The sequence below is a fragment of the Bradyrhizobium sp. RDI18 genome, from assembly GCF_043203335.1.
Lineage (GTDB): Bacteria > Pseudomonadota > Alphaproteobacteria > Rhizobiales > Xanthobacteraceae > Bradyrhizobium > Bradyrhizobium retamae.
Window position 1 is genome coordinate 4,833,199 of the sequence record NZ_JBICRN010000008.1, and the last position, 11,879, is coordinate 4,845,077.

At 64.6% G+C, this 11,879-nt stretch carries 9 protein-coding genes and 2 pseudogenes; 4 read left to right on the forward strand and 7 right to left on the reverse strand.

Features of this window, described 5'->3' with window-relative positions:
- Positions 1 to 131: 131 nt before the first annotated feature.
- The 5 genes and pseudogenes from ACFXS9_RS32470 to cobS all read right to left on the reverse strand — a co-directional run bounded on the left by ACFXS9_RS32470 (position 132) and on the right by cobS (position 6,711).
- On the reverse strand, positions 132 to 1,232 hold the full coding sequence (locus ACFXS9_RS32470) for an LLM class flavin-dependent oxidoreductase (protein ID WP_392696196.1): 1,101 nt from the start codon (positions 1,230 to 1,232) through the stop codon (positions 132 to 134).
- Between the two features lie 167 nt (positions 1,233 to 1,399).
- Positions 1,400 to 2,511, reverse strand: a pseudogene (locus tag ACFXS9_RS32475) (NADH:flavin oxidoreductase/NADH oxidase).
- 89 nt (positions 2,512 to 2,600) lie between these two features.
- Positions 2,601 to 3,668 carry an esterase-like activity of phytase family protein gene (locus ACFXS9_RS32480; protein ID WP_392696199.1) on the reverse strand — a complete coding sequence of 356 codons (1,068 nt, stop codon included), beginning with the start codon at positions 3,666 to 3,668 and terminating at the stop codon, positions 2,601 to 2,603.
- A 4-nt stretch (positions 3,669 to 3,672) separates the two neighbouring features.
- Positions 3,673 to 5,577 (reverse strand): cobaltochelatase subunit CobT, encoded by a 1,905-nt coding sequence (cobT, locus tag ACFXS9_RS32485; RefSeq protein WP_392696201.1) that lies wholly within the window; start codon positions 5,575 to 5,577, stop codon positions 3,673 to 3,675.
- 136 nt (positions 5,578 to 5,713) lie between these two features.
- A pseudogene (cobS, locus tag ACFXS9_RS32490) lies at positions 5,714 to 6,711 on the reverse strand (cobaltochelatase subunit CobS).
- Positions 6,712 to 7,012: 301 nt separating this feature from the next.
- Between cobS and ACFXS9_RS32495 the strand changes: the two are divergent.
- A complete protein-coding gene (locus ACFXS9_RS32495; RefSeq protein WP_392696204.1) occupies positions 7,013 to 7,672 on the forward strand; it encodes a DedA family protein in 660 nt (219 codons plus the stop codon).
- Here ACFXS9_RS32495 and ACFXS9_RS32500 read toward each other — a convergent pair.
- Complete coding sequence (locus ACFXS9_RS32500) at positions 7,630 to 8,847, reverse strand: citrate synthase family protein (RefSeq protein WP_392696207.1); 1,218 nt, start codon at positions 8,845 to 8,847, stop codon at positions 7,630 to 7,632. The genes ACFXS9_RS32495 and ACFXS9_RS32500 overlap by 43 nt on opposite strands.
- Before the next feature lie 74 nt (positions 8,848 to 8,921).
- Between ACFXS9_RS32500 and ACFXS9_RS32505 the strand changes: the two genes are divergently transcribed.
- Positions 8,922 to 10,013, forward strand: coding sequence for a citrate synthase/methylcitrate synthase (locus tag ACFXS9_RS32505; protein WP_392696209.1), 1,092 nt, complete (start codon positions 8,922 to 8,924; stop codon positions 10,011 to 10,013).
- Positions 10,014 to 10,192: 179 nt separating this feature from the next.
- Here ACFXS9_RS32505 and ACFXS9_RS32510 read toward each other — a convergent pair whose 3' ends face one another.
- A complete protein-coding gene (locus tag ACFXS9_RS32510; protein WP_392696212.1) occupies positions 10,193 to 10,840 on the reverse strand; it encodes a J domain-containing protein in 648 nt (215 codons plus the stop codon).
- A gap of 109 nt (positions 10,841 to 10,949) precedes the next feature.
- Here ACFXS9_RS32510 and ACFXS9_RS32515 point away from each other — a divergent pair, with 109 nt between their 5' ends.
- Together ACFXS9_RS32515 and ACFXS9_RS32520 are read left to right on the forward strand one after the other, a co-directional pair.
- The gene (locus ACFXS9_RS32515; RefSeq protein WP_392696215.1) at positions 10,950 to 11,228 is read left to right on the forward strand and encodes a BolA family protein; all 279 of its coding nucleotides are present in this window, start codon (positions 10,950 to 10,952) and stop codon (positions 11,226 to 11,228) included.
- A 33-nt stretch (positions 11,229 to 11,261) separates the two neighbouring features.
- Entirely contained in the window at positions 11,262 to 11,777 is a 516-nt protein-coding gene (locus tag ACFXS9_RS32520) for an AAA family ATPase (protein WP_392696218.1), read from the forward strand.
- Positions 11,778 to 11,879 lie beyond the last annotated feature (102 nt).

An 11,879-nucleotide genomic window follows, 5' to 3' on the forward strand; every position in this document is an offset into this window, starting at 1 on the left:
CGCGGGACGAAAAGAATGGATTGCTTCGCGGAGCCTGCCATCCGGCGGCGCTTCGCGCCGACCGGGTGGCTCGCAATGACGCGGAAAGAGCGGAGCGTGCGCTCCCCTCTCCCCTTTGTAGAGAAGAGCCTTCACGCCGCCTTGGTGAGACCCGCGTCGAGATGCTTCAGCCGCGGCATCACCTCCTGCTTCAGCAGGCGGAGCGAATTGTGCCACGCCTCTGGCTTGTGCTTGTAGTCGAAGCCGAACACGAGCAGCGTGCCGAAGCCGCCGACCTCGTGGTAGATCCGCTCGATCTTTTCGGTGACGGTTGCGGGCGATCCGACGATCCAGTTGTTGCGTGCGCAATATTCGACCGTGACGTCGGAGTCGGCGACGTCAGGCGCCGCCTTGAGGTAGTCCTTGAAGCCGAAGTGGCCGAGCAGCGGCAGAAAATATTCGTGCATCATCCGGCCCATCATGTCGCCGACGGAAAGCCGCCACGCCTCCTCGTCGGTGTCGGCGATGAAGACCTCGCGCACCAGCCGCCAGTCGCTGCGCTTCGGCTTGCGTCCGGTTTTCGCAGCTCCAATCTCGACCGATTCCCAGTGGCTGCCGACGTAAGCCGGGTTGAGGTTGAGGCTCATCGGGATGTAGCCGCGCTCACCGGCGAGCTTGAGCGTATCCGAACCCTTGGAGAGACCGGCGACGCCGATCGGCGGATGCGGCGCCTGCAACGGCTTGATGTGGGGCTTGAGGAAGTCGAACATGGTGTCGGGCTTGTTCACGGTCCAGAACTTGCCGGTGTGGGTCCAGGGTGCGTCCTCGGTCCACATTTTCAGGATAATCTCCAGCGCCTCGCGCGTCATGTCGCGGTTCTGGCCGGACATGCCGTCGACGTTGAACATCGCCCAGTCGCTCGGCAGGCCCGAGGCCGCGACGCCGAAGTTCAATCGTCCACCGGAAAGGTGATCGAGCATCGCGACGCGGTTCGCGAGTTCAGCGGGGTGGTGATAGGGCAAGAGGAAGCCGCCGGGACCGAGGCGGATATTTTTGGTCTGCAGAAAAGCCTGCGCGAGAATGAGATCGGGCGAGGGATGCGGCTCCCAGGGCGCGGTGTGGTGCTCGCCGATCCAGGCTTCCTGATAGCCGAGCTCGTCGAGCCAGCGCAGCGTCTGCAGGTCCCAGTCGTGACCCTCTTTCAATCCGCACTCCGGCGGATGGGACGGCATCGTGAAATATCCGATCTCCATGGGGTGTCCTCGCTGTATGTTGTTATTGAAAACGCGTCTATCGCGCGCACGCGAAAGCATAGCACGCCGGACGTATGGCCGAGATATGACGAAACGGATGGGCAGGAGTTCGCGCGGCGGAGCGATGCGCACTTCCCTTCTCACCTTGTGGGAGAAGGAAGAAGAGGCTACCGCGTCCCGAATGTCGTCGCGCCGAACAGCGCCTTCTGGGTCGAAGGCTGCGAGCGCCAGTATTGCGGCGGGGCGAACACCTCGCCGCCGAGTTCGGCCGCGGCGTGCCAGCCCCAGCGCGGGTCGTAGAGCATGGCGCGGGCGAGCGCGACCATGTCGGCCTTTCCGGAGGCCACGATCTCCTCGGCCTGCTTGGCTTCCGTGATCAGGCCGACGGCAATCGTGGTCAGCCCGGTCGCCTCGCGGATCGCGTGCGCGAACGGCACCTGATAACCGGGGCCGAGCGGAATTTTTGCAGCGGCGACACGCCGCCCGAGGACGCGTCGATCCAGTCGACGCCGTGCTTTTTCAGCTCCTGTGCAAATTCGATGGTCTGCGCCAGATCCCAGCCGCCCTCGACCCAGTCGGTGCAGGAGACGCGCAATCCCACCGGCTTGTCATGCGGGAACGCCGCCCGCACCGCGTCGAACACTTCGAGCGGAAAGCGCATGCGATTCTGCAACGAGCCGCCATATTGATCGGTGCGCCGGTTGGCGATCGGCGACAGGAACTGGTGCAGGAGATAGCCGTGCGCCGAGTGCACCTCGATCGCGTCGATGCCGAGCCGCTCGGCGCGCTTCGCGGTCGCGACGAACGCATCGCGCACACGCGCAAGGCCCGTGGCATCGAAGGCAACGGGCGGCGGCTCGCTCTCCTTGTGCGGGATCGCCGACGGCCCCTCCGCCCGCCAGCCGCCCTCAGTCACCGGGATCAACTGCCCGCCCTCCCACGGCGTGTGGCTCGACGCCTTGCGGCCGGCATGCGCGAGCTGCATCATCACGGCGGCCTTCGAACGCTTGCGCACGGACGCCAGGATCGGCCTCAGCGCGGCTTCGGTGGCGTCATTGTAGAGGCCGAGGCAGCCCGGCGTGATCCGGCCCGTCGGCTCCACCGCCGTCGCCTCGATACAGAAGACGCTCGCCCCCGACAGCGCCAGCGAATTGATATGGGTGAAGTGCCAGTCAGTGGCCTCGCCGTCGACGGCCGAATACTGGCACATCGGCGCCACCATGATGCGGTTGGCGAGGTTAAGGCCGCGCAGCTTGATCGGGGTAAACAAAGCGCTCATGGGGACATTATCCGGACTGGAGGACAGCGAGCCTTATGGTGTAACGAGCCGGCCCTGCCGCCTCAACCCGCGCCGGCTGCAACCCACCCCTACTCCACCAGCGCGAATTGCAGCAGCAGATTGCGCTGGATCATCGAGAAATTGTCATCGGAGACGAGCGTCAGGACCGTTTCGCCCTCTGGCGTGACATGGGCGTCGATGCCTTCCAGATTGTCGATCTCGCTGCCGAGGTCGGCCTCGAAGATCACGGGGCCGTCGATAACTGCCCCGGGGGCGATAGAGGCAAGTGCGATGCGGCGGATGCGGATGCCGACGCCGCCGAGCCAGGAGAATTTGCGTTCGAGCAGCAGCAGCCCGCCGGACGGCAGCAGCACCGCGTCGCTGACATCGAAGTTGTCGCTGCGGCGGACGCTGAACAGCCCCAGCGTCCTGCCGATCAGGAAGGCCGTGATGTTGCCCTGCGCATCGAGCCCGCGTTCGGAGATCGCGATCAGCGTTCCCGCCAGCGGCAAGCCCTTCGGCACCAGGACGAGCGCCTCGATTCCCTTGTTGTGGGGCAGCTTGCGCACGCCGAGCGGCAACTGAATCAATTCGCCATGCGCGCGCGTAAATCCCTTGGCGAAGTCGAAGCGCAGGATCTGATTGACGCGCTCGAGGCCGACATAGACCAGCGAGCCGTCGAGCGCGAGCGCCTCGGTGTCGTACCAGCCGCGCGAGGTGATCGGCTTGCCGTCGGGACCGAGCACCGGCGAGGCCTCGACATCGTCGAGGCCGGTCATCTCGCGGCCCTTGTAGACAATGCGGCCGGTGAACCAGCCTCCCTTGTCGCTGATGGCGATGAAGCGCTCGCCCTTTGGATCCAGCCGCAGGCCCGACAATCCGCCGAAGCCGCGGAACCGCGAGGTCAGGATCAGCCCGCTGCGAAATTCGAGTTCGCCGAACCGCACACGCGAGCGGTCGCGGGTATCGAACGACTGCAGCGGCCTTGCATTGACGTCGATCGAAACCGGCGCACGGACCGAGAACTCGTCGGGAACGGTCTGCCTCGGCGGCCGCTGAACGGCGGTCTGCGCCAATGCCGCGCCGGGCACGGCAGCCATGGAAAGCGCCGCCGCTGCATATTTCAGAAGGCGGCGGCGGCCTATGAGCGGGGGCATGCGCTCACGAATGCAGGCGGCGCGGCCGGCGGTGACCGTTGGCAGGCGCGGCGCCGTGGGTCTCGCTGAACAGCTCGGCGAGTTTTTCGGTGATGGCGCCGCCGAGTTCCTCGGCATCGACGATGGTGACCGCGCGGCGGTAGTAACGCGTGACGTCGTGGCCGATGCCGATCGCGATCAGTTCGACCGGCGAACGGGTCTCGATCTCCTCGATGATGTGGCGCAGATGCCGCTCGAGGTAGTTGCCGGGATTGACCGACAGCGTGGAATCGTCGACCGGCGCGCCGTCCGAAATCATCATCAGGATTTTGCGCTGCTCGGCGCGACCAAGCAGCCGCTTGTGCGCCCAATCCAGCGCCTCGCCGTCAATGTTTTCCTTCAGCAGGCCCTCACGCATCATCAGGCCCAGATTCTTGCGCGAACGACGCCAGGGCGCGTCGGCGGACTTGTAGATGATGTGGCGGAGATCGTTGAGCCGGCCGGGATTGGCCGGCTTGCCGGCCGCGAGCCAAGCCTCGCGGGACTGGCCGCCCTTCCAGGCGCGGGTGGTAAAACCCAAAATCTCGACCTTGACGCCGCAACGCTCCAGCGTGCGCGCGAGAATGTCGGCGCAAGTGGCCGCCACCGTGATCGGCCGGCCGCGCATCGAACCGGAATTATCGAGGAGCAGCGTCACCACGGTATCGCGGAAGGTCGCTTCCTTTTCGTGCATGAAGGACAGCGGGTGATAGGGATCGGTGACCACGCGCGACAGCCTTGCGGGGTCGAGAATGCCCTCCTCGAGATCGAACTCCCAGGCGCGGTTTTGCTGCGCCATCAGGCGGCGCTGCAGCCGGTTGGCGAGCCGCGCGACGATACCCTGCAGATGCGCGAGCTGCTTGTCGAGGTAGGAACGCAGCCGTTCCAGCTCGTCATGGTCACAGAGATCTTCGGCGGCGATGACCTCGTCGAATTTCGGGGCAAAGGCGTGATATTCCGGGCCGCGCGGCTCGTTGGCGCCACGCGTATTCGGCCGCGTCGCCTCGCCCGGCGTCTCGTCGTCGCCGAGCTCGCCATCGTCGAACGTATCTGACGTGGAAGCCTGCGCGCTCTCCATCGCGCTTTCCGACATTTCGTCGGTGGAAGCCTGCGCCTGGTCGGCGCTCATTTCCTGCGCGGCATCGGAATCGGGTGAGCCCTCGGCGCCGGACTGATCGCTCTCGCCGTCCGGATTCTCGTCATCATTTTCGTCGTCATCGGCGTCCGCATCGCGGTCGTCGCCGAGGTCGAGCGCCGACAAGAGGTCGTGCACGAGATCGCCAAACTTGGCCTGGTCCTCGGTGACGCGGCTGAGCTTGTCGAGCCGGGTGCCGATCTTGTCTTCCAGCGCCGGACGCCAGAGATCGACCATTTTTTTCGCGGCCGCCGGCGGCGCAAGGCCCGTCAGCCGTTCGCGCACCAGCATCGCCAGCGCATCGGACAGCGGCGCATCGGCGCGGTCGGTGATCTCGTCGTATTTGCCGCGATGAAAGTGATCGTCGAGCATCGCGGTAAGGTTCTTCGCCACACCCGCCATCCGCCGCGAGCCGATGGCCTCGACACGGGCCTGCTCCACCGCCTCGAACACGCCGCGCGCCTGCGGATTTCCCGGCATCAGCTTGCGATGCACCTTGGGATCATGACAGGCGAGCTTCAACGCGACCGAATCGGCGTGACCCCGCACGATCGCAGCATCCCGCTTGGTCATCTTGCGCGCCGGCTCCGGCAACCGCGCCTTGCCCGGTGCAAGACCGGGACGCTCGGCCGCGAATGTCACTTCAAGTTCCGGCGCCTTCGCGATCGCACGCAGGCACGAGGTCACCGCGCGCTTGAACGGTTCGGTCGGGGCTTCCTTGGATCCGGTGCGGAATTTGATGTTCGACGTCGTCATTACGTTTCTATCACCCGTCGTCCCTGCGAAAGCAGGGACCCATAATCACCAGCGGTCGTTAGGTCACCCGACGTTGGCAGCATCCTTCCATCGAAAGTCCTCGGCGTATGGGTTCCCGCTTTCGCGGGAACGACAGCTACGAGAGCGCCACGTTCACCGAACTCTCGGGCAGCTCCTGGTTGAAGCAGCGCTGATAGAATTCCGCCACCAGCGGCCGCTCCAGTTCGTCACACTTGTTGAGGAAGGTGACGCGGAACGCGAAGCCGATGTCGCCGAAGATGTCGGAGTTCTCGGCCCAGGTGATCACGGTGCGCGGGCTCATCACCGTCGACAAATCGCCATTGGCGAATGCGTTACGGGTGAGATCGGCCAGCCGTACCATCTTGTTGACGGTGTCGCGACCTTCCTGGGTGCGGTAGTGATGCGCCTTGGCCAGCACGATCTCGACTTCCTCGTCATGCGCCAGATAGTTCAGCGTGGTGACGATCGACCAGCGGTCCATCTGGCCCTGGTTGATCTGCTGGGTGCCGTGATAGAGGCCCGAGGTGTCGCCGAGGCCGACCGTGTTGGCGGTCGAAAACAGGCGGAACGCCGGGTGCGGCTTGATCACCTTGTTCTGGTCCAACAGCGTCAGGCGGCCGGAGACTTCCAGCACGCGCTGGATCACGAACATCACGTCGGGGCGGCCGGCGTCGTATTCGTCGAACACCAGCGCGATGTTGTGCTGCAGCGCCCAGGGCAGGATGCCGTCGCGGAATTCGGTGACCTGCTTGCCGTCCTTGATGACGATCGATCCTTGCCGACCAGATCGATACGGCTGATGTGGCTGTCCAGGTTGACGCGCACGCAGGGCCAGTTCAGCCTTGCGGCGACCTGCTCGATATGGGTCGATTTGCCGGTGCCGTGGTAGCCGGTGACCATGACGCGGCGGTTCTTGGCGAAACCGGCGAGAATCGCGAGCGTGGTGGCGCGGTCGAAGCGGTAGTCCGAATCGACTTCCGGCACATGCGGGTCGACTTCGGAATAGGCCGGCACTTCGAGGTCGCTGTCGATACCGAAAACCTGCCGGACCGACACCTTCATGTCGGGCAGTCCGACGGGCTCCGAAACTTTGCTCATGGCGGCGGTCGTCATCAGTCCTCCGAGGTCCCGGGCGTTCCCGAAACCAGATCTGTTGAATGGCTGCGGATGGGGGCTAACGTGAACCTAGCAGAGAGCAGGGGCCGGCAGAAGCCCGCGGCGCAATCAAAGTTCCATTGCCTTATCATTGAGATAAGCCATCTCTCAGGTTTTTGGAGGGCTGCCCTGCGAATCACGCCGCACTTTTGCCCGCTTGGCCGCTTTGCCGGAGCCATGCCGAGGTCTGCCGGGTCTTTCCGCCCCTGCCCGGGCTTGGTAGCTCTGGGCGCAGGCGGCCAACCGCAGGACGGCAATTGTGACTTCATTCCTCGATCCCGTGATTGCAGTCGTATCGGCCCATCCGTGGCTGGCCTATCTGACGCTATTTCTGGCGGCTCTCTTGGAAGCGATCCCGGTCGCAGGTGCGCTGGTGCCGGGCTCGACCATCATCCTTGCGCTGAGTGCGCTGGTGCCCGGCGGCGAACTGCAGCTATGGGGCGTGCTGGCGGCCGCGATCGCCGGCGCCATACTCGGCGACGGATCGGCATTTTGGGCCGGCCATCGCTCGCAACGCCAAATTCTGGGCGCCTGGCCGATGTCGAAATATCCAGGCGTGATGGCGCAGAGCGAGACGTTCTTCCACCGCTGGGGAACGCTGGCGGTGTTGTTCGCGCGCTTTGTGCCGCCGATCCGCGCCTTCGTACCGGTCACGGCCGGCGCGCTCGGAATGTCGCCGGCCGTTTTCTTCGGCGTCAACATTCCGGCGGTACTCGCCTGGGCTTTCGCGCATGTGCTGCCAGGCGTGCTCGCGGTCTCGGCGTTGCATGAATATGCCGGTCTGCCGCATCACCAACACACCGGCAAGCATCTGTGGATTCTGGCCGTGTTCGCGGTGGCAATCATCGCGCTCGGCGTCCGGACGCTGCGCCGCCGTCAGGCGCGGACGGGGCTCCGTCCCGGGGCGGGGCCGACATAGCGCGCACGGGGCCGGATCAGCCGGCCATGGCGCAATTGCTCGCAGGCGTGCGCGATCCATCCGACCGTTCTCGCCATGGAAAACAAGACCAGTTCATGGCCGGTCGGCAGGCCGAGCGTGTGCACCAGCACCGCAAGGGCATAGTCGATGTTGACGAACTCGCCGGTCGCTTCGGCGATCCGCTCCGGGATTTCGTGGGTAAACTTACGGTCCGCGCCCGAGCGGGCCAGCGCCTCCAAGAGCGCCCACGCACGGGGATCGCCATGCTTATAGACCCCATGACCAAAGCCCGCGAAGCGTTCGCCGAGCGCGACGCGCTCGCGGATGACGGGGGCGACCTCGCTATTGGCAAGCGTCTTCAAAAGCTGCGCCGCCAGCACGCCGGCGCCGCCGTGCTTCGGACCTTTCAGCGCGACGAGACCGGCGATCATGGCATCGTAGAGATTTAGCCCGGTCGAGGCCGCGCAGCGCACGGTGAAGGTCGAAGCATTCAGCTCATGATCGGCCAGCAGCACGAGCGCGCGGCGGATCAGATCGGCCGCGTGTTTGTGCTCCGGCGCCCAGACGCGCGCGATCTGCAAGTGAAGCGGCTTTGCCGAGGATTTGGCGTTCAGCATGGTCGCGACCACGAGGCGCATGATGCGGCCACCCAGCATCGCGCGCTCTTCGTCGGCGCGGGTGAAGGCCCGCGGGTCAGCCCTGGCGGCGAGCGCCAGCACGGCGATGGCGCGATCGATCGCATTAGCCCCACGTGCAGCCTCGGCCACTGCGCGCATTTCGTCCGACACAACGGGACAATTGTTCTGATCGAAGGGATCGACGCCTGTGACATCCCACAACAGCGTCGCGGCATGTTCGAGCGTGTCGCGCTCGGCGAGATCGATGCAGTTGACGCCGCGATAGATTGCGCCGTCCTCGGTGATGGTTCCGACGGCTGAGTCCAGCACCGGCAGATCGGCGTCGAAGCTGCGCAGGCCGCGCGGCTCCGGCGACGGCGCGCGCCGCTCTTTTAGCGTGCGGACGTCCTCAGCCCGGTAGCGGCGGCTGCGGGAATCCTCCGATGGTTCCGACCGGATCAAGCCACGGCTGACATAGGCGTAGAGGGTCGCCTGGGAGATCGCGAGTTCGGCGGAGGCCTCGCGGGCCGAGAGATAAAGGCCGGCGGATTTTTTCATATTGATTTACATAATCAAGATTGATCAATCTGTCGAGAGGCCCGACCTTTGACAGCAGGCAAAGGAGAGCCCTCATGAACATGCAGATTTCCAAGACCCCGATCGGCCTCGACGGCATTCCGGCCGCCGAAACCGTCCTCAGCCATGTCGACGGCGAGCGCGGCGAACTGATCATCGCCGGCGAACGGGTCGGCGACCTCGCGGGCAAGTCGAGTTTTGAAGGCGTGACCGCGCGGCTGTGGAACGCCACAATGGGAACCTCGCTCAACGAAGCCAATGTGCGCTCACGGCTCGGCGCTGCGCGGGAACGCGCATTCGCACGGCTACCCGAATTGCTGCCGGCAACGCGTGGCATGTCGATTGTCGACGGCTTTCGCGCAGCCGTTGCCGGCCTGCGCGGCGAAAACGGACTTGAGCACGAGGCGACCATCGTCGGCGCGTTGCCTGTGATTGCGGGCGCGCTGCTGCAGCGGGCCAAAGGCGAGGACCCGATCGCGCCCGACCCGACCGTCGGCCATGCCGCCGACACGCTGTCGATGCTGCGCGGCCGCAAAGCCGAACCGCGCGAGATCACCGCGCTGGACACCTACTTTGTCACTGTCTGCGACCACGGCATGAACGCCTCGACCTTCTCGACGCGCGTTGTAGCCTCGACGCAAGCGGATTTGTTCGCAGCCATCACGGCCGGCTATTGCGCCCTGACCGGGCCATTGCATGGCGGCGCCCCTGAGCCGGTGCTGGAGATGCTGGATGCGATCGGCTCGACCGAGCGGATCAAGCCGTGGGTCGACAGCGCACTGGCCCGCGGCGAGCGGCTTATGGGATTCGGCCACCGCGTCTATCGCGTCCGCGACCCACGCGCAGATGTGCTCAAGCGCGCGATCGAGCGGCTCGCAGAAGGCGGCGCCGATCTGCCGTTCGCGGGCGAGGTCGAGGCCTACATCCGCGACGCATTGCGGCGGAAAAATCCGGAGCGCCCGCTCGATACCAATGTGGAGTTCTTCACCGCAATCCTGCTCGACGCGCTGAAAATTCCACGGCAGGCGTTTACGCCGATCTTTGCGGTGGCGCGCGCCGCAGGCTGGACCGCGCATGCCCGCGAGCAGCAGCGTGGCGGCAGGCTGATCCGGCCGAGTTCGGCGTATATTGGCCCAATGCCGAGGTGAGCGGGACCAAAGCTTCGTACAAGACAACAGCGGAGCCAAGATCTCCGCTGTCGTCCCTGCGAACGCAGGGACTCATACGCCGCGGCCCATGGAAAGGGCATACGGGTAGACAGCTTTCTCTATCGATTAATGCCGGTGGTTATGGGCCCCTGCGTTCGCAGGGGCGACGATGAACAGCGCTACGCGCGCACCACCGTCTTCAAATAATTATACGCCTTGATAATCTCGATCAGGCGGTCCTCGGTGGAGCGGTCGCCGCCATTGGCGTCGGGGTGGTGCTGCTTGACCAGCGCCTTGTACCTGGCCTTGACGTCATCGAGCGTTGCTTCGGCGGAAAGCCCCATCACCTGCAGCGCCTTGCGCTCGGCGTTCATCACCTTGCGCGTTTCGGTCTTGGCCTGCGCGCCCGGGCCGGGTCGCCAGCGGCCGCGGCCGTTGAGCTCGGAGAACATGCTGAACGGATCGGCGGCGCCGTCAAAGTCCTCGGCGCTGGGCTGCTTGCCCTTCTTGCCGGCGGTGTTGGCGCCCATCTTCCAGGTCGGGCGATGGCCGGTCAGCGCGTCCTTCTGGTAGCGCGCGACGGCGTCGGCGTTCATGCCCTGGAAAAAATTGTAGGACTGATTGTATTCGCGCACATGGTTGAGACAGAAGTGCCAGTACTCGCGGGAATTCTCCCGGCCCTTGGGCGCGCGGTGCGGGCCCTTGTTCTGGCAGCCCGCCCACTCGCACATGGCGGCTTCCTCGCGCGCCTGCGCCTGCTGCTTCGCACTCAGCTTGTTGGGCTTGATGCGAATGGAATCGAAGAACTTGGATGAATCAATCGGCATGGCTGACTTTGACTACGCAATGCGCAAGGCTTCAAGTCTTGACATTGCGAATACCTCCGTTCGGATGCGCCATTGACGGGAAGCGGACACACAATTATCTGCCGCCATCATGAGCACCAGGGACATTATCATAAACAAGTTGCGTGAAGCTTTCTTGCCGGAAAGCCTCGACGTCGCGGACGAATCTCATCTGCATGAGGGCCATGCGGGCCACCGGCCAGGCGGTGAGACGCATTTCAGGGTGTATATCGTATCTCCGGCCTTCGAAGGGAAGAGCCGGGTTGAACGCCACCGCATGGTAAATGCGACGCTTGCGGCGGAACTTGAGGGCTCCGTCCATGCACTCGCCATCAGGGCGCAGGCGCCGGGAGAAACCGCCGGCCGGTAGTTTGGCACCCTGCCGCAACAGTATGAGCGCCCGATGCTGTCGCAGAAGCTCGTGATTTTGGCAGGGCTCCCGGGTTCCGGAAAGAGCACGCTGGCCGAAGGGCTTTCGCGCCATTTTTCGCTGCCGCTGTTTTCCGTCGATCCGATCGAGGCCGCGATGTGGCGCGGCGGCCTGCCCCGGGATAAAACGGGAATTGCGGCATATGTCGTGGCGCAAGCATTGGCCGAAGAGCACCTGCGGCTGGGGCAGTCCGTCGTGATCGACGCCGTCAATCCGGTCGAGGCGCCGCGCGCCGCATGGCGGAATCTCGCCGCAAACTATCACGTAGAGCTAGCGATCATCGAATGCGTTTGCGCGGATGAAGCAACGCACCGCCGGCGCATCGAAGCGCGAATGCGCTCCATCGAGGGAATGACAGAAATTACCTGGGCCGAGGTCGAGAAGCGGCGCTCCGGCTATGAAGCCTGGACCGATGCCAGGCTGACGCTGGACACATCGGCGTATCCACCAGAACGGCTGCTCGCGGAAGCCATCGCCCACCTGACATGAGGTTATCCGCCAGCTTCCTGTGAAAATCGGCGGAGACGGTAGAACCATCTTCGCAACTATGAGACAATCATCAAAGCGAAGGCCAAGTTGCGGTTGAACGCG